Origin of the sequence: Pseudodesulfovibrio sp. zrk46, assembly GCF_012516435.1 — a bacterium.
GTDB lineage: Bacteria > Desulfobacterota > Desulfovibrionia > Desulfovibrionales > Desulfovibrionaceae > Pseudodesulfovibrio.
Genome location: NZ_CP051216.1, coordinates 888,809 through 907,356 on the forward strand (window position 1 = coordinate 888,809; position 18,548 = coordinate 907,356).

The 18,548-nt window shown below is 56.7% G+C and carries 17 protein-coding genes; 10 read left to right on the forward strand and 7 right to left on the reverse strand.

Features of this window, described 5'->3' with window-relative positions; genetic code table 11:
- Window positions 1-43: 43 nt before the first annotated feature.
- The 5 genes from HFN16_RS04130 to HFN16_RS04150 all read left to right on the forward strand — a co-directional run bounded on the left by HFN16_RS04130 (window position 44) and on the right by HFN16_RS04150 (window position 4,268).
- Window positions 44-1,489 (forward strand): adenylate/guanylate cyclase domain-containing protein, encoded by a 1,446-nt coding sequence (locus HFN16_RS04130; RefSeq protein WP_168889496.1) that lies wholly within the window; start codon window positions 44-46, stop codon window positions 1,487-1,489.
- Window positions 1,490-1,538: 49 nt separating this feature from the next.
- Window positions 1,539-2,303, forward strand: coding sequence for a transporter substrate-binding domain-containing protein (locus HFN16_RS04135; protein ID WP_168889497.1), 765 nt, complete (start codon window positions 1,539-1,541; stop codon window positions 2,301-2,303).
- A 183-nt stretch (window positions 2,304-2,486) separates the two neighbouring features.
- Window positions 2,487-2,810 (forward strand): hypothetical protein, encoded by a 324-nt coding sequence (locus HFN16_RS04140; RefSeq protein WP_168889498.1) that lies wholly within the window; start codon window positions 2,487-2,489, stop codon window positions 2,808-2,810.
- 60 nt (window positions 2,811-2,870) lie between these two features.
- A complete protein-coding gene (locus HFN16_RS04145) occupies window positions 2,871-3,650 on the forward strand; it encodes a hypothetical protein (RefSeq protein ID WP_168889499.1) in 780 nt (259 codons plus the stop codon).
- A 6-nt stretch (window positions 3,651-3,656) separates the two neighbouring features.
- Window positions 3,657-4,268: a class I SAM-dependent methyltransferase gene (locus tag HFN16_RS04150; RefSeq protein WP_168889500.1), complete on the forward strand. Its 612-nt coding sequence runs from the start codon at window positions 3,657-3,659 to the stop codon at window positions 4,266-4,268.
- A gap of 59 nt (window positions 4,269-4,327) precedes the next feature.
- On the opposite strand, the gene HFN16_RS04155 is transcribed toward HFN16_RS04150, so the two are convergent.
- From HFN16_RS04155 to HFN16_RS04180, 6 genes are all read right to left on the reverse strand, one after another.
- Window positions 4,328-4,906 (reverse strand): Spy/CpxP family protein refolding chaperone, encoded by a 579-nt coding sequence (locus tag HFN16_RS04155; protein ID WP_168889501.1) that lies wholly within the window; start codon window positions 4,904-4,906, stop codon window positions 4,328-4,330.
- A 96-nt stretch (window positions 4,907-5,002) separates the two neighbouring features.
- Entirely contained in the window at window positions 5,003-5,728 is a 726-nt protein-coding gene (pgl, locus tag HFN16_RS04160; protein WP_168889502.1) for a 6-phosphogluconolactonase, read from the reverse strand.
- A 257-nt stretch (window positions 5,729-5,985) separates the two neighbouring features.
- Entirely contained in the window at window positions 5,986-8,235 is a 2,250-nt protein-coding gene (locus HFN16_RS04165) for a vitamin B12-dependent ribonucleotide reductase (RefSeq protein ID WP_168889503.1), read from the reverse strand.
- 198 nt (window positions 8,236-8,433) lie between these two features.
- A complete protein-coding gene (locus HFN16_RS04170) occupies window positions 8,434-10,806 on the reverse strand; it encodes a transporter substrate-binding domain-containing protein (RefSeq protein ID WP_168889504.1) in 2,373 nt (790 codons plus the stop codon).
- A gap of 195 nt (window positions 10,807-11,001) precedes the next feature.
- Window positions 11,002-12,309: a MerR family transcriptional regulator gene (locus tag HFN16_RS04175; protein ID WP_168889505.1), complete on the reverse strand. Its 1,308-nt coding sequence runs from the start codon at window positions 12,307-12,309 to the stop codon at window positions 11,002-11,004.
- 18 nt (window positions 12,310-12,327) lie between these two features.
- Window positions 12,328-12,795 (reverse strand): hypothetical protein, encoded by a 468-nt coding sequence (locus HFN16_RS04180; protein ID WP_168889506.1) that lies wholly within the window; start codon window positions 12,793-12,795, stop codon window positions 12,328-12,330.
- Window positions 12,796-12,998: 203 nt separating this feature from the next.
- Here HFN16_RS04180 and HFN16_RS04185 point away from each other — a divergent pair, with 203 nt between their 5' ends.
- The 5 genes from HFN16_RS04185 (at window position 12,999) to HFN16_RS04205 (ending at window position 16,563) form a co-directional block, all read left to right on the forward strand.
- Complete coding sequence (locus tag HFN16_RS04185; protein ID WP_168889507.1) at window positions 12,999-13,544, forward strand: sigma-70 family RNA polymerase sigma factor; 546 nt, start codon at window positions 12,999-13,001, stop codon at window positions 13,542-13,544.
- 1 nt (window position 13,545) lies between these two features.
- The gene (locus tag HFN16_RS04190; RefSeq protein ID WP_168889508.1) at window positions 13,546-14,091 is read left to right on the forward strand and encodes a zf-HC2 domain-containing protein; all 546 of its coding nucleotides are present in this window, start codon (window positions 13,546-13,548) and stop codon (window positions 14,089-14,091) included.
- A 2-nt stretch (window positions 14,092-14,093) separates the two neighbouring features.
- Entirely contained in the window at window positions 14,094-14,669 is a 576-nt protein-coding gene (locus tag HFN16_RS04195) for a hypothetical protein (protein WP_168889509.1), read from the forward strand.
- 148 nt (window positions 14,670-14,817) lie between these two features.
- Entirely contained in the window at window positions 14,818-15,990 is a 1,173-nt protein-coding gene (locus HFN16_RS04200) for a pyridoxal phosphate-dependent aminotransferase (protein ID WP_168889510.1), read from the forward strand.
- A gap of 345 nt (window positions 15,991-16,335) precedes the next feature.
- A complete protein-coding gene (locus HFN16_RS04205) occupies window positions 16,336-16,563 on the forward strand; it encodes a hypothetical protein (protein ID WP_168889511.1) in 228 nt (75 codons plus the stop codon).
- On the opposite strand, the gene HFN16_RS04210 is transcribed toward HFN16_RS04205, so the two are convergent.
- Window positions 16,560-18,518 carry a peptide transporter gene (locus HFN16_RS04210; protein WP_168889512.1) on the reverse strand — a complete coding sequence of 653 codons (1,959 nt, stop codon included), beginning with the start codon at window positions 18,516-18,518 and terminating at the stop codon, window positions 16,560-16,562. The two genes, HFN16_RS04205 and HFN16_RS04210, sit on opposite strands and share 4 nt — an antisense overlap.
- Window positions 18,519-18,548 lie beyond the last annotated feature (30 nt).

An 18,548-nucleotide genomic window follows, 5' to 3' on the forward strand; every position in this document is an offset into this window, starting at 1 on the left:
CCTGGTTCATGTACAGTTGCCAGACTGTCCACAGGGGGAATTCATGCGTATTTTCATTCACTACGTCGCCGCACTGGCGCTCCTGACCATATATGGCGGGCAGGTGTGTCCGCTCATCGACACCCTGACCATTTTTCATTGGGGTTCGCTGCTGCTCGTCACCTTTACGCCCATGGTGGTGCTTCGCTTTTTGCTGGAGCCGCGGGTAGTGCAATCCGCGCCCGTCTATGATCAGCCGGGCCGTCAGTTCCTGTTGGAGTTCAGCCTGTTCGCCATCTTCGGACTGTTCCTGTCCATCTACGATACGGTTGTCCTTCACTTCCCGCCCATGGAGAGCGGGGCCAAGGTCATACTCGGATTCATTTCCTTCGGCTTCTTCATCGGACTGGATTTGGCTCTGGCGCGAGAGCACAAGAACGGCGAGGCCATTATTCGTGACGGCATCACCCCGCCCGAAGCATCCAGCTACACCACCCTGACCCGCAAGTTTTCCACCTTTGCCCTTGCCACGGTGGCCCTCACCGGCACCATCGTCATTCTGGCCGTGGCCAAGGACGTCTACTGGCTCTCCGAAGTGGACATGGCAAAAGACGGCATGATGGCGCAGCTTCTGATCATGGCGGAGATCAGCTTCATCCTCGCCATTCTCTGTACCTACATTCTGACCATCATCATCTCGTACACACGCAACATCAGGCTCTTCTTCGGCAATGAAACCAGCGTGCTGCGTCAGGTTCACTCCGGCGACCTGTCCGGCCGTGTTCCTGCACTGACCCGCGACGAGTTCGGCGAAATCGCGGCCCACACCAACACCATGATCGACGGACTGCGCGAGCGCGACCGCATCAAGTCCGTGTTCGGCAAGGCCGTCAGCCCCACCATTGCCCGCCGCCTCATGGAGCAGGAGGAAAAGGGCGTCTCACTGGGCGGTTCCCGCCAGATGCTGGTCATCCTCTTTTCCGACATCCGCAACTTCACCTCCTACACGGAATCCAACCCGCCGGAAATGGTCATCAAGGACGTCAACGCATGGTTCACCGAGGCCGTGGCTTCGATACAGGACCACGGCGGCATCGTGGACAAGTTCATCGGCGACGGCATCCTCGCGGTCTTCGGGTTGGACGGCGACGTGGCTGCCTGTGAAAACGCGGCCCGCTGCGCCATGGATATGCAGGCCCGCCTGCAAGGGCTCGCGCCCAACCTGTGCGAACCCATGTCCGTGGGCATCGGCATCCACAAGGGCGAAGTGCTGGCAGGCATCGTGGGCTCACCCGAACGCCTCGAATTCACAGTAGTGGGCGACGTGGTCAATACCGCCTCACGCATCGAAGGCATGACCCGGGACCTCAAGGCATCGGTGCTCATTTCCAAGGCCGTATACACCGACCTCAAGACCAATATGGACCTGTCCGACTGGCGCGATTACGGTGCTCAGACACTCAAGGGCAAGGCAGAGCCCATTCACCTGTTCGGCCTTCCCATGGAATAATGAACGTAAAAATAGAGACTTGAACTACTGGTTGCGCTATGGTTGGACCATGATCAAAGTACTACCCTTTATCCTTGCCGTATTGCTCCTCATTCCCGGACCAGGAATGGCCGACAACTCAATCAGAGTCGTCAGCCTGAACGCTCCGCCCATGATCATGGTCAAAAACGACAAGATCACAGGGCTTGCCGCAGACTTGGCAAAGGAAGCATTTCATCGAGCAGGGTATTCCCCTCAACTCCAGCTGGTGCCGTGGAAACGTGCCCTTTACATGGTGACAAATGGCCAGGCCGATGCTCTCTTTTATGCCATCTACACAGAAGAGCGGGCCAAGGTACTGCGCTACCCTTCGATCCCCCTGTTCACCATCGACCTCGTGGCACTCAAGCGCGCCAAGTCAGCCATAGTCATAAAGCCCAACTTCAGAGGACTGCAACAATGGGTGCTCGGTGTGGGACGTGGATTCACATACGGTCCCAAAGCACAGCGATTCATTGATGGTGCGGCCTTCAACAGGATAGAAACCACCAACAACAATGAGTTGGGATTCCGGAAACTTCTGGGGAACCGCATTGACCTGCACATCATGGACAAGGCCCTTGCGCACCACTTCCTTGCCGATCCCAAGGACGGCCACAAAGCCGACTACGTGCGGGACGAGCAGGGTGAAATCTACATAATCGACAGCCTCAAGGGATATATGGTTTTCTCTCGCCAAACGACCTCGAAAACTGATGTCGCCCTCTTCACCAAGGCCCTTGAATCCATGCACGAAGACGGCACCTATCAGAAGATTCTCGACACATATCAATAACCATTCCTAGAGTTGGCACGCTTTAAGCAACATTCGCAGTAACGGGAACAACTGCCGAGCCCGGACGGTCACCGTCTCCTGAACTCGTCTCCTCGTTGGTGTTAAAAAGACTTCTTATTCAAGCTGCATACCGCTTCTTTTCCGACCTCCGAATGGTTCGGCGCAGGCCGACAGGAGGTCGTCATGTTTTTGAACAGTGCGCAATCCCGACACGCCAATGCACTTGGCTGGAGTCCTGAGAAGACCTTTTCGGTGAACATCACCGATGTCTGGATCAGCCGCGACGTGCAGGTATCCATAGGGCGTCAGCTCAACGCCCTGTGCATCAGCTATGATCTGCCCTACTCCATGCTCCGCGAAATGCTGGTGCAGGAACTCTTCTGGCACGAAGAGTCCGGCAGGCTCGGGCTGAGCATCGAGGTTCGCGATTCCGATGTGGATTCCATCTACATCGAAATCCCCGAGTCCCACTGGGGATTCAGGGAAGAGCAGAACGCGACACAGTAGCTTGACGGGCAACTTCCATTTATCATTGCCACTATTGGCTTTTTATCCGATAGTTGGCGAGTGAAACCTTCAGCCGTCATCTGCATACTGCTCCTTTTGCTGTGCCTGACCATTCCGGCGCAGGCAGAAGAATACGACCCTTGGGCTCCCAAGGAGATCTTCCTTTTCGGCATGCCGTATCTCGGTTCCTCCGTATCGGAGCGGAACAAGGGGCTGATCCCGGAAGTCCTGAAGGCGGTATACGAGCCGATAGGCATTGAGTTCCGGCACAGAGAACTCCCGTATGTCCGGGCCATTGAAGAGCTCAAGCTCGGCGACATCCATTGTTCCCTGGATGTGAAAGCGCGAAATCGCGGTTTTGCGCAGGGCAAATATATTCTGGGCACCTACAAAATGACCGTCGCCTATCTTCGCAAGACAGGCTTCAAGGGGCTCGCCTCACTCAATGGCCAACGCGTGGCCTACCTGCACGGCTTCGGCATCAAGGAGATGCTTAAGCTCGACTTCACTCCCCAACAGATTTTCGACCTGAGCTCCGGTTTCCACATGCTGGACCGCAATACTGTGGGGTACTTCATCGGCGACTATCGCCTGCTCCACGAAGCGCTGGAAGATTCCAAACTACCTTCCGTTGAATTCGAGTTCACCACCATCAAGGCGCTGCCAGTCTGCCCCATCTTTGCCAACACCGACGAAGGGAAAAGATACCGCGAAATCTACGATCGCCGAATGGCCAAGATCATCAAGAACGGCGACCTCGATTTCTATCTGCGCAAGGCGGGCATCGAAGAAGAGCGCATCCGCGCCATCCACGAACTCAACGCCCCTTCGACAAAGTAGCTCACCATGGACGAATACCGCCACGTCGCTCGTTTCTACGATCCACTGGTGGGCCCGTTTCTTCGCCCCATCCACAGGGCCATGCTCACACCGCTTCATTCCCGAAAAAGCAGCACCCTCATTGACCTGTGCTGCGGCACTGGCACCCTCGCGGCCATGGCTGCCGAGGCAGGAATCACGGCAACCGGGGTAGACCTGTCTGCTCCCATGCTGGACGTAGCTCGAGGAAAATCTCCCGACGTCACATTCATTCATTCCGATGCCACCGCCGTGCCCCTTGAGGACGCCAGCTTCGATGCCTGCACCATCAGCTTCGCTCTGCATGAAAAGCCGCTCCCGGTGGCCGAAGCCATACTCGCCGAGACGCGCCGCCTGATCCGGCCCGGGGGACTGCTTGTGGTAGCCGACTACCGTTTCCCTCAGTCACGACGATCATTCTTTACCGGTCTTGGCATCCGCATCATCGAGCGCATGGCGGGCCGCGATCACTTCACTCATTTCCGCACGTACATGGACAATGGGGGCACTCAATCGTTCCTCGCTCGCAGCGGATTGCCGGGCAATCCCACCGCAACCCATCTCAACGGCTGGGTCGGACTGTTCGTGCATGTAATCTAAAAAAAAGAAAGGCATCTCCCACAATGGGAGATGCCTACGCGCGAGAGGAGATGTTCCGTCTATGAACGGGTCTCTTCCAAATTCTTGGGACCGTCAGGACCGCCGGGGCCACGACCTTCAGGACCGCCAGGGCCTTCCGGGCCACCGGGGCCACGCTTGGAGTGCATGCGTTCCATACGCTCCATGCGATCCTTGATCATCTTGACGAACTCGGTCTTCTGTTCCTTGTTCAGCATGTCATAAATCTTGAGCATGGCGTCGATCTGGTAGGAGAAGTCATCCGGCATGACGCGCACTTCCTGCTTCATGGTCTTGGCCAGCATGCGTACATCAGGCTGTTCCTTTTCCATTTCAATACGGACAGCTTCATGCAGGGTGTCACGGCGAGCCTTGGCCTCTTCCATCTTGGCAGCCATCTGCTTGCGAATGGCGGAATACTTGGTCTGCTGGGCCGAGGTCAGCTCAAGCTCCTGCATGGCGTAATCGAGCTTGGAAAGGACACGCTCTTTCATGTTGTCCTTCCCCTTGGGCCCGAACCCGCCCTTGAAACCGGAGACAGCCATTCCACTGGTGGCCAGAACCATGACCAGAACCAAGGATCCCAATACGATCCACCGCTTGTTTTGCATCTTCTTCATATTTTCCTCCGTAGTTGGTGTTCATTCGATGAGTCGCAATCTACGGAGCAACCGTTAAACCCTCATTTTACAGGGGTTAAAGGATGTAAAACCATGTTAAGAAAGAACACCCAACGCAGCCTCGTCTACAAACCAAAGCGTTTCTTCAGATTCAACCCGGGCTGCGGGATAGCGACTGCCTGCTTCAGGATCGCTCAATATCTCATTGAAAACATCCTTTTTCCCCTGCCCCACAACAAGAAAGAGTGCCAGACGGGCAGCATTCAACACCGGAAATGTTAAGGTCACGCGATCGACAGCAGGATTCGCCGGGGGAGCAATGACTGGAGCGACCCATCCCTGTGCATCCAGCGCATCGGTCCCGGGAAAAAGCGATGCAGTATGACCGTCTCCACCAATTCCCTGCAGGAGAAAATCAAATCTTGGAATTCCATCTGTGCCAAAGACCGATTCCAGGTCTGCGCTCATTACCTCAGTGGCTCTGACTGCACCAAGCTCGCCCTGTATCCGAAATACTTGAGACTCAGGGACAGGCACAACACTCAGGAGCTTCTTATGAGCCATGAGGTAATTGCTCCACTCATGTTCAGGACCGACGGCTCGATCATCTCCCCAGAAGACAAATGTCTTTTCCCAAGGAAAGACATCCCGAAAAGGCTCTTCGGCCAACAGCTCAAACAGTAATCCCGGAGTGGAGCCACCGGACAAGGCCAGCACAAAGCGACCATGCTCCTCAACTGCCTGTTGCGCTCTCTCCAACATGAGCTCGGCCGCAGCCATGCTCACCCCAGCAGCATCTTGAAATACGTAAAAATCAACCATAAATCATACTCCATACACTTCACATCACAAAGCGTGTCCAACCCTCTTCAAAAACAACGACTAATGAATATCCGCCAACCCACCACAAGCCAATGAAAAAGACGACCGGAACGTTAGTTCCGGTCGTCTTTGAGTCGACATTAATGCAGCGAAAAGTGGCCAGTTTGCCGTAGCTGCAAGGCGTGTAGCGTGCAGCGGAGGCTTTCCACCGCAAATGCCACATAACGCAGCAGATGCGGTAAAATCGCCGCTCTTCGCTAGCCGCACTTGGTGTGTCCGCAGGACTTGCAGATGTGGCAGCCTTCTTCGAAGACCAGCACATCGCCGCAATCCGGACACATCTCCTTGTTCAGAGAAGCTCCCTCGGAGTCTACATGCTCGCCCTGCAGGTAACGGGACTCGAACACGTAGGCGATGGCATCCGGGATGGACTTGACCAGCTTCTTCTTCATGAACTTGGGATTCTCGCCACCGATTCCCTTCAGCTGCTTAACGATCTCGCGGACCTCGACGCCGGAGCGCAGGGCCAGAGAGACAAGGCGGCCGATGGCTTCAGCCTTGGCAGTGATGGAACCGCCGGACTTGCCGATGGTGGCAAAGACTTCGAAGGGCTTGCCGTCCATCTCATTCACAGTGAGGAACAATTCGCCAAGACCGGTGCCGATTTTCTGGGTGAAGCCGTAAATGACATCGGGACGATCCTGCACAACGCAGCCGGTATCGTCTTCCTTTTCCTTCTTTTTCTTCTCGTCGTCACCAGTGCACAGGACCTGGGAAATCTTGGAACCGTCGCGGTAGACCGTGACACCCTTGCAGCCGTATTCGTAGGCCTTCCAGTAGATATCCCAGATCTCTTCCTTGGTGGCCTCGTTGGGCAGATTCACGGTCTTGGAGACAGCGTTGTCGGTAAATTTCTGGAAAGCGGCCTGCATCTTGAGATGCCAGATGGGCTCGATATCCATGGCCGTGACAAAGACATGACGCAGTTCGGCGGGCAGGTGATCCATCTTGCGGATGGTGCCAACCTTGGCGATCTCCTCCATGAGCTTGGCGGAGTGGGCGTCGGCTTCCTTGAGAGCGGCCTCGAAGAACGGGTTGGTCTCGATGAGCTTGTCGTTGTCCATGACGTTACGGACGAAGCTCAGCGCGAACAGGGGCTCAACACCGGAGGAGCAGCCTGCGATGATGGACAGGGTTCCGGTGGGCGCAATGGTCGTGGTGGTGGCATTGCGGTAGGGACCGAGGTTTGCCTCACCGAAAATGGAATCCACGTAGGTGGGGAAGGCGCCGCGTTCGCCAGCCAACTGCTTGGAGGCGGAGCGGGCTTCGTCGCGCACGAACTTCATGACGCGCTCGCCCATGTCCACGGCGGTCTGGGAGTTGTAGGGGACCTTGAGCTGGTAAAGCAGGTCTGCCCAACCCATGACGCCGAGACCGATCTTGCGGTTCTTTTCGACAGTCTCGGTGATCTGGGGCAGCGGATAGATGGAAGCGTCGATGACATTGTCCAGGAAGCGGACGGCAAGATGCACGATGCGCTTCAGCTCTTCCCAGTCGATCTCGGAGTCGTGACCGTTCTTGCCCTTGAGGTAGCATTTGCCGAGGTTGATGGAGCCGAGGTTGCAGGCTTCATAAGGCAGCAGGGGCTGCTCGCCACAGGGATTGGTGGACTCCATCTCACCCATCTTGGGGGTGGGGTTGTCACGGTTGATGCGATCGAGGAAGACGATGCCGGGATCGCCGGACTCCCATGCCTTGTTCACGAGGATGTTGAAGACCTCGCGGGCGTTGAGCTGACCGACCACCTCATTGTTGTGGGGGGCGATGAGGTCGTAGTCTTCCTTCTTTTCCACGGCCTGCATGAATCGCTCGGTCAGACCGATGGAGAGGTTGAAGTTGTTGAGCTCGCCGTCGCGCTCCTTGGCCTTGATGAACTCCATGATGTCCGGATGGTCGACACGCAGGATGCCCATGTTGGCGCCGCGACGGGTACCGCCCTGTTTGATCTGCTCGGTGGCGCAGTTGAAAATCTTGAGGAAGGAGAGAGGACCGGAGGCCACGCCGCCAGTGGAACCGACAACGGAATCCTTGGGACGCAGGCGGGAGAAAGAGAAGCCGGTGCCGCCGCCGGATTTGTGGATCATGGCGGCATGCTTTACTGCGTCAAAAATGCCTTCAATGGTGTCTTCCACCGGGAGCACGAAACAGGCGGCGAGCTGGCCGAGATTGGTACCTGCGTTCATGAGGGTCGGGGAGTTGGGCAGGAAGGAATAGGAGGTCATGAGGTCGTAGAATTCACGAGCCAGTTTGGCGGGCTTGTACGTGGACTCCTTGTACTTGCCTTCCTCCTCGGCAATGGCTGCGGCCACGCGCCAGAAGAGTTCCTTGGTCGTCTCGTAGACGTTCCCTTCGGTGTCCTTTCTCTGATACCGCCGTTGCAAAACTATCTTCGCGTTTTCGTTAATGATCGGATCAGGCAAACTGGCAGGCATCTTGAGTTTAGGCATTCGGGCAGACCTCTTCTAACATTTTGAAATATATTTATATATGAGTATTATTCCCCAGCACGGGAAGACAGCCTTAGAGATTGTCTAGACTACAGAAACCGTACGAAAAATGCCAGCCTAAATTTATTTTTCAGTGGGAAGTGCGAGAGGTCTTTGGGATACTTGAATTTTCTAGGTAGGAACCAGTCTTATTTCCAGCTAGGAATTGGTCTTACTTTCCACAGGAAGTGAAACCGTGAGAACGGTGCCTCCCTTTTGAGAGGAAATGAAGTCGATTCTGCCACCGAGCGTGAGGGTGACAAGACGGGCGGTATAGGTACCGAGACCGGTACCGTGCACCTTGCCTGCGGTGACATACTTTTCAAAGAAATTATCCCTGATGTCTTCAGGAATAACGCCGGGATTGTGAACGGTGATGGTGGTCTCTTTTGCGCTCATGAAATTGACGGTCACCACTCCATTTAATGGACACGCCTCCACTGCGTTCTTGATGAGGTTCACCAGCAGGGTGTAGCAGAGAATCTCTTCGGATGAGATCATGAAGGCCATCTCGTCCGAGGCTGGTGTGCCGTCCACATTCACCCCCACTTCAACGTCTTGGGCACGCAGCAGCGGACGCAACTCATCCAGAATGGAGAGAACCAGTTTCACCAGATCAACGGGCTGTGGATGCAGTTCGTATTTGCCGGACTCCATGCGGAAAATGGCCCGGGACATGTCGATGATGTGAATCATGCGCTGACTGGAATCGCGCACCGATGCAAGAAGCTCCTTTTGATCCTCGGTAAGGTTGTCTGCCCTGCCAAACAGCTTGAAGAGGGTCTGCACGGCCAGCGTGGGCGAACGCAAATCGTGGCGCACCATGCGTTCCACGTCTTCCCGGAGCCGCTCCACCCGTCTGCGCTCGGAGATATCGGCAAGGAAGCCCACGGATAATTCCGCTCCCTTGAACTGCAGATAGTAGGTGGTAACCTCCACCGGCAAGACGCTGCCGTCCCGGTGCTCTATATCGCGCTCAAAGGTCAGCATCTTGCTTTCCTTGAGTCTGTCCCAAAACTCGGGCCAATTTTCACGGGTGTAGGACGGGGCGACCTCGGGGATGCTCATGGTCAGCAGCCGAGAGCGTGAGTACCCCACCATTTCAGCCGCGGCCCGGTTGGCGTACACAATGGCCCCGGAAGGCAGAATACGGAACACGCCGACGGCGGCGTTGTCCATGGCGAACTGGGTAAGCCGCAGTTCCTCTTCGGCCTCCAGCCTACTGGTGATATCCGTACCAAAGGCGATCACGGCCAGCCCGCTTGGGTCATCCTCGGTGACAGAATAACGCCAGAGAATGCGCCGCTCCTCGCCGGATTTGGTGACAAGGGGATGCTCAATGGAGTCCTCCGCCTCCCCACCTTGTATGATCCGGTTAAACTTCTCCCACGCAAAGGGATAGCGCTCCCGCGGGACCACCACATCGAACCAGTTCGTATCCATTACCTCGGTGCGGTCATATTCCGTCACCTGTTCGCCGGCCTGATTGAACAACAGGACACGCCCGACGAAATCCAGGCCCACCACGACCACGCTGGCGGACTCGATGATGAGTTGAGTGGCCTCATTGGCTTTGCGAGTTACCCTCTCGGCTTTCTTACGACGCATCACCTCATTGGCGAGACGGCGATTCCAGAAGAAGAACGCTCCGAGCAGGGCCACCGCCACAGTGCCAACACCGCCCAGCAACTGCCACACATGGAGCTTCTCCATCCAGTTGCCGTGCTGGAGTACGGTCCAGTAGTCGTGAATCTCCTGCCGTTCCTCTTCGGTAATGGAGTCCAGCGCACGGTTCACCAGCACAAGCAGTTCGGGCCAGTCCTTGCGCACGGCAACGGACAGTCTGTAGGAGTATTCGGTGACGGCGGCGATGCGTACATTGGTCAGATTTCGCTCCCTCGCCAGATAGGATGCCGTGAACTGCGAGGCCACAAACGCATCGGCCAGCCCGCGAGACACGGCCAGCAAGCCCTGTTCGGGATTCTGCACCGGCATGGGCACGATCTCAGGATAATCCTCCGGGATGCGCAGATGCGGCACGTGCTCTGCAGCCATGGCAACCACTTGGCCATTCAGATCTTCAAGGCCGGAGATAAAAGGAAAATCGGAACGGGTCACCACCACGATGGGCAGGACGAGATACGGCTTGGAGAAGAGCATGTCATTGCCGCGCTCTTTCTCGGCCGTGACCGCTGGCAGCATGTCCACCTCAAGAGCCTTGGCCAGCTCCCAGGCAGCCGCAAAACTCGACGCCCGGACCCTGCGCGGTTTGATATTGAGCCGTTGGGAAATCAATTTGAGATAAGCGGGGATGAAGCCTTCCATCTCCCCTTTCTTGCCGCGGAACATGGTGGGCGGAGAAGCAAGCCACATGCCCAGCCTGATATCAGGATGGGCGGCCAGCCACGCTTTCTCCTCTTCATTCATAATGATGGTGCCATTAGCGAGTTCCTGGCCATGCACCCCAAACGGGACAAGACATAGCACAAACAGGATCGCTGCAACTGCAACTCGTCGAAATACCACATTCATAGAGTCCGCCCCGAAGAAATCTACCTCTGCGAAAACGAATGGCACCCCCGGTCAACGCTGACACGGACTTTATCTATACCTTATCTTTGTGATCGTAACAAATACCAATGAAGAATAATAATGATCCATGGTGTATCCCAACAAAAAGCCCCCTGCCCGAGCGGGCAGGGGGCGCAAACGCATGGCGCGATTTCGTTACTTCTTGAATACGTGAAACTCGTACCCGTAGACGCCGGGATTGCCGTGGTACAGATCGTACTCCTTGCGCGAGATGTCGATGATGGCGCGACCATCCGGGTCGTCACCGTACAAAGGTTCCACCTCGTCTAATCGTCTGGCGACGTCGTCGTAAAACTCGTCCCAGCAGACGGTATCGATGGTGAAGCGACCAAGCTGGGTATAGCCCAGCGCCTCAGCCGCAGCCTTATTGTCTTCAGCGAGCCGCATGGCTGGGTAGCCCTCGGCCCAAAACGCTTTCATCTCGTCCGAAGCATTGTCACGGATGTCGGCAGACAGCCAGACCGCGTCGGACAGGGCGATGCAGCCGCCGGGCTTGAGGAACTGCTTCCAGTAGGCCAGCGCCTTGTCCACGCCCATGATGTAGGCCGCACCCTCACACCAGATCAAATCAAAAGACTCGGGCTCGTAATCGAGCTCGCCCATGTCCTGCTTTCTGGCAGTGACGCGGTCGGCAACTCCAGCCTCCTCGGCCCGTTCGGTTAGGCGATCCAGAAATGGCTGGTACACATCTGTTGCGATGACAGTGCCGCTGGTCAGTTTTGCCAACGAGATGGTGGCCCCGCCCGTGCCACAGCCCAGTTCCAGTATGGAAGCCTTCTCCGGCAAGCCCTCGCACATGTCGAACGCACGCTTGGTCATTGCAAAACTGCCGGGACCTTCCCGGTCCAATCCTTCATATATCTTAAAGAACATTTCCATGAATTTACCTGATGCCTTATTGATGTTGAGTATCTCGTGGGGTGCGGCGGCCATGCCCCGGATGGCAGAGATTTCGCTGTCCGGGATGTTCAGTCGCTTGAGGAACTCCTCGTGCTTGTCCGGCGCACTGCGCTCGAACTGAACGTGCCAGCGGCGCATGTCGGCCTCGCTGAATCCGGCGGCGGAGAGCAGCGACACCCAGGTCGCCTTGTCCATGGCCGCGTACTCTGCCAGCAGGTCGGTACGTCCCAGAAGCCCGGCCACCAGCGCCTGCTGATCGCGCAGAGCGGCCATCTCCTCATTGAGCTGGACCAATCGCCCTTCCAGCGCCTCGGCAACCGAGGTTTCGGCCTGCCCGTCGAGCATGCGCCCGATCTCCTTGAGGGCGATCCCGGCCCGGCGATATTCGCATATCTTCGCCAGACGAGCGTCATCCGCCTCGGAGTATTGGCGGTACTCCCCTTTAAGGTGACCGGACGGACACAGCAGCCCGATCCGGTCATAGTAGAGGAGAGTGGAGCGCGACAGCCCGTGCCGCTTTGCCAGTCGTCCCACAGTATACATTGTTGTTTCCTTGTCTGCTTACAGTCGCAGCATTTCGCCGCTGGAAAGATAGTGATTGAGCATCTTTTCCAACGTGCTCATCTGCTGTTTGAATTCTGTCGACCAACCTTCGGCCAAAGTCCTGCCCTCTTCATTGAGGGGAGCAAGGTGCTGAATCCATTCCATCCGGGTGGTGTCACCCTCAGGGAACAGCAGGATTTCATAGCGAATGGCGCGGATGGGATTCACACGCACGAACTCAAGCCGCTCATTGGGCTCGAACCGGCTCGTCACCCATGTGTCAGTACCACCTCCGCCCGGAGGATCGGTGCGAAACACGCATCCCAACTCATTCACTCCGGACTCGGAATGAACCAGTTCGCATTTCCATCCATCAATCCAATCATACTCTGCAACGGGGCAGAGCAACGGCCAGATCTCGCTGGAGGTTCCCTGAATCTGCATGTCGGCCGACACGGTCACAAGTGCCTCTCTGGCAGTGTTCATAAAAGCTCTCCTTGTAGTGTAACTCGTTCTTGTCGGCCTCTCTTCTGAACTATGAACCTGTAGACAGGTCAACAAGGGTGTACCACTTTTTTCCGGCAAGGAATACCGCACTATTCATAGACAGCCATTGAGTTTATCTGGCTGGGACGTACTTTTTCTGCCAAAACGAACAATAAAGATCGTACACCGGGGTTTTACCAAGCATGCAGGCAGACAAACACCTGATCCGCAACGCCCAGCAAGGCGACAACCGCGCAGCCGAGACGCTGTTCAGGCGGTATCAGGACAACATATACGGTTTTCTTCTCCGCATGACCGGCGACAGGGATGTTGCCGCTGATGCGACACAGGAGACGTTCGTTCGAAGCTACCGTGCGCTGGACCGCTACAAGGAACAGGACATGTTCAAGAGCTGGCTCTTCCGCATCGCCCGGAACGAAGGACTCCGCTGCCTGCACAAGCGGTCCCGCATGGACATGTCCGGCGGGGGTGAGGCTCTGGAAGACATGATGGTAGACAGCCGCCCGGGCCCGGGAGAGATCTACGAGCGGCAACAGGTCAGCGCTGCGCTGGATCGGGCTTTGTCGGGATTGACCGAAGAGGAACGGCAGGTGGTTCATCTTCGCTTGAAAGAGGATACACCGTTCAAGGAGATTGCCGCCATCATGGACTGCTCCATCAACACCGCCGTAGGCAGAATGCATTCGGCCAAGAAGAAGCTCACCCGGCTGATGGTCAGGGAGGACTAAAATGAACTGTGATCTGACTCTACTGACGCTCTACTGGAGCAACGAGCTTTCCGCAGACGAAACCCGACAGGTGGAAGCCCACCTCAAAGAGTGCAAAGCCTGCCGACTGGAACTGGCCGAACTGAAGGCCATGGACGACCTCCTGGTTCACGACGAGCCTGCCCAGGCGCCGAAGGATTTCGTGGCCGCCGCCATACACAAGGCTGCTCCCGCCAGTTACTCCGCTCGACTCCTTGAGTTCCTCCGCCGACCAGCCGTGTCCTACCCCGCATACGGGGCCATCGCCATGGCAGCCGCAATCATGCTGGTGGTCATGGGACCATGGTTCGATTCCTCCAAGGTCACCGAGATCTCCAATCTGACCATCGGCCAATCGAGCAGTTTTTTGCAGCATAGGGTGAACAAAGCCCAACGTCAGTCCCATAAAGACGCGCCTTTCAAACGTACAACGAATTTCCGAGCGCGCGCCGGACATCTGGCAAAAAAGATCCAACTGGCAAAGCGGCTCACCCATAGCCGCAACAGAACATTCAAGACAACGAGGTAGTTATGAAAAAGCACCTTTTCCTCGCACTCATATGCATGGCAGTCATCACCCTGTCCTCCACGGCACGGGCCTCCTCTCTCCACGAACTGGAGATTCTGGACAGTGAACCGTTCTCCCTCACGGACACAACCCGCTGGCTCGCCGAGTACGCGCCAGACATTCTCGAGGACCTGGAGGAAATCGGGAAGATCGACAACCGTCTCTATGAAGAAATCTATCTGATCGCCGCCGAAGAAGTGGCCATCGCAGAACAGGTTCGTGATCTCGACCCCGACGCCTTCAAGGATTTCCTCGAAACCGCGCACATGGAGGTGCGGACCGAGCTCACCGCCCTGCGCTATCAGCAGGCGACCAGCACCAAGGAGAAGAAGCGTCTCAAGGCTGAACTGGCCGAGTTGACCGAAAAGGTTTTCGACGCCCGCATGAACGAGCACACCGCCATGATCAAAGACATCGAAGCCGAGCTTGAGGAGCTCAAGCGCACCCGCGACAACCGCGCCAAACACCGCGACAGAATCATCGAACGCCGTATCGACGACCTGACATCTCCGAGTTACCCCGACCTGGAATGGTGGTAGCCTGATCTCGCGCCGGGGCTGTACTTCCCTGCCCCGGCGCCCTTTTCCTACCGACAGCCTCAAAAACCGCTTTTCCTCTCTCATCTTTTGTTCTATGTGCCCCTGTAGCGGTCCATACCATTATGAATTCAAAGAGAGAGTGATTCCGATGAAAATTTCCGATCGTTTGGCAGCCATCAAGCCGTCTGCCACCTTGGCGGTGAATGCCAAGGCTCAAGAGTTGCGCGCCCAGGGGCGTGAGATCATCAGTCTGGCAGTCGGCCAGCCTGATTTCGGCACCCCCCAGCACGTCTGTGACGCGGCCAAAGCCGCCATGGACGAGGGTTTCACCCGCTATACTCCGGTCCCGGGCATTCCCGAACTGCGCGAAGCCGTGGCCGAGTACTACACCAAATTTTACGGGGCGAAGACCTGCGGCGACAACGCTATCATTTCCAACGGCGGCAAGCAGGTGCTCTACAACCTGCTCATGGCTCTGGTGAACCCCGGCGACGAGGTTCTCATCCCCGCCCCTTACTGGGTATCCTATCCCGCCATGGTGCAGTTGGCCCAAGGCGAGTGTGTGTTCGTGCCCACCACCGCCGATGACGATTATCTCGTCACCATCGAAGGTCTCGAAGCAGCCCGCACCGACAAGACTTCGGTCCTGATCCTGAACTCTCCCTCCAACCCCACCGGCTGCTGCTACACGCAGGCCCAGTTGGAAGAGATCGCAGCCTGGGCTCGCAAGAACGGCATCTTCATCATTTCCGACGAAGTGTACGACCGCCTCGTTTACGCTCCCTTCGAGCCCGCTTCCCTCGCCAAGACCTGGGAAGCTTACCCGGAGACCATCGCCATCGTCGGCGCCCTCTCCAAGTCTTTCTGCATGACCGGCTGGCGCGTCGGCTACGCCCTCGCCCACGAGGATCTGGTCAAGGCCATGTCCAAGATTCAGGGCCAGTCCACCTCCAACATCAACTCCATCACCCAGAAGGCCGCCGTCGCCGGGCTGTCCGGTCCCTGGGAAATCGTGGATGAGATGAAGGAGTCCTTTGTCCGCCGCCGCGATCTCGCCTACGAGATCATCACCGGCTGGGGCGCCAAATGTCCCAAGCCCGACGGCGCGTTCTACCTCTTCCCGGTCCTCGACCAGTTCTACACCGAGGACGCCCCGGACTCCGCCGCCATGTGCACCAAAATCCTCGAAGAAGTCGGCGTGGCCCTCGTGCCCGGCTCCGCCTTCGGCGACGACAAGTGCATCCGCTTCTCCTACGCCGTAGACGATGAAACCCTCATCGATGCCCTCACCAAAGTAGGCAAAGTCCTCACCGGCAAATAGTCCGCGAGATAACGACAGTAAAAAGGGTGCCCCGCATATGCGGGGCGCCCTTTTTTTGCCGCTTCGCGGCAGCCTCCGGCGGCCAAGGGGGAAGGGGAGAGAAGGGACCATTTGAAAATGGTCGCCCTCTCTCCCCTTCCCCCTTGGATCCCCCATCCCCTCTCACCCCCCTAAACTTTTTGTCGCTCGCTTCGCTCGGGGTTAGGGAAGGTTTACTGACACTTCATCCGAAGCACTGCACTAGCCCTTGATTCAAGCGGTTTAGAAGCTGACCAAGCGGCAGGCAGCGTCTTGTTTTGCTTGGGGCGAAGCGCAGCGAAGCATCACAAGCAAAAAGCTGCCAGCTTGGATCAGATTCTTACCTACGAATCACAAGGCGGGGAGCACACAAAGCCGCATTTCTTTGGTTCTTTCTTGGGGCGGCTCAGCCAAGAAAGAACCGCCGTCCGCGCAGGACATGGAGAAGCGAAAGCGACGGCTCTCACGCTTGAAAAGCGTGCATCTCTCCAACAAAAAAAGCCGCCCCAAAAGGGCGGCCTTCCTTATCTCTTCTATCTTCTTCCCAAAACCTAATACGCCAGTCTCCCCAGCGACTTGAGAATAAGCGTACACCCCATGGCAAACATACCCGTCAGCCCCATCCCACAAGAAAATCCAGCCAACAAAACCGGCGCATAATGACGCCACTCCTTGCCGTACTTCTTCAGAAAATAGAACCGACCAAGCAACGCACCCACGACTTCCAATATCATGCCGTGCGGCGTGGATTGTCCCAAACCACGCACCACGCCATAGACAAGCAAGACGGGTAGACCGAGCACGTTCAGCACCGAGTACATGCACAATCCCAATCCCAGACCGGATAAGACAATCGGGCCGGACAACGCCTCGAAGAAGAGGGAATTACCTTCCAGCGTGGAGGTCTGCATGAGCAGCGTGTTGAGCGCCTGCAAATGCCAGAGCTCCTGCGCGAACGGATATTCCGGAGACGGAATGGGCGCGAGTTGCCACAGGAACTGCGAGAACAGCAGTGACGAGATCATGACAATGGGGAAGACGATGATCTCCGCCTTGATGATGCCGCGCAGGCTGGTCCCGGTCAGCTCGATCTGACGGAACTGCACCGTGGCCTCGCCGTAGTTGTGGATGGGAATGGGCGCGTACCAGATTTCCAGGCCTTGATAGCCGAAGAACTTGGCACCCGCGATGAAGGAAAATTCACGCACCATGGGCAAGGCGATGAACTGACCGGCCACACCTTCCATGCGCGCGGTGATGTACGAAATGACCGGCGTGTACACGAAGCCGTAGATCACGAAGAAGATCCACGGGAAGGACGGCACCAGCCAGACACAGAAAGCGATGTAGCAGAGGGTGGAGAAAACATAGATGCCGATGGACACCCAGAAGTTGATGTCGCCGCGCCCTTCCGGAGGGTTGAACAGGGCCGAAAAATCGAGTCCCTTGCCGCTGGAATCTTTGAACGATTTGACCACGTAATAGACGCCCACCGCGCCGATGGCGAGACCGAGGCCGATACCGAAACTCATGTAGAAGTCGAAGTTGTTGGCAAAGACCGTCTCGACGGTGGCCATGCCCGGATGCCAGCGGTGCAGGATACCGTGGGAGTAGAGAATCGGGTTGGCGATGATCGTGATGATCAAGCCCACCAGACCGCCGATGACGGCCCAGAACGGCAGGACCATACCGATGAATACCAGCCCGAGATCGAACTGGAGACCGGTCGCCACGGCGGGCAACATCTCTTCGGTATGCTGCGTCAGCTCAATCCACGGTATGGGTATAAGCCGTATTGGTTCACTGAATAACAGGCCTGATAGGGCTGGTAACAGGACGTAGAAGAACCCGAAGGCCAACCCTATGACCCCGCCTATGGAGAAGACCCGCCACTTCCAGCCTGTCTTCCGATCTTCCGTGGATTCGGCCAGTGCCATGGTACCCAGCGCGCCCACCGGGGCCATGGGGAACGGCAGTTTTTCCACGTCTGACGTGATGCGATAGAGCGAATATCCCAGACCGAAATGGTCGATGCGCTGGACGAGCTGCGCGCCCACAAGGAGCATGATCGGCACCAGCCAGTCGCGGTGCATGAAGGTGCGCTCCAGATAGGAGCCGGAACCGAGGGCCGGAGCTATCCAATGCGGGATGAACTCGGTCAGGCCGAGCATTCGGGCCGCGTCTGATTGGACTATATACTGATTCCATAGCAGGCCCTGGAACGGTGAAGCCAGTGCCGCGCCCGCCATGTAGTAGAGCAGGAAGATTTCCTGCTGCTTGAGGTGCGTGTACGAGCGTTTCGCGATCTCCGCGAATAGGATGATCGTGACCCAGCGCGCTGCCGGGCCGATTCCCTGACCGATGACCAACTGGAGATACATGGAGCCGGGCATCATCAAAAAGCCGATGAATACAGCACCAACAATCGTTTTCCAGTCAAAGCCCTCCTCGAATTTATCGGGCGGCTTCATCAAGTCACGATATTCTTTTAGCTCTTTATCGTCGTACATAATCACCTAATCATCAGATCATCATCACGG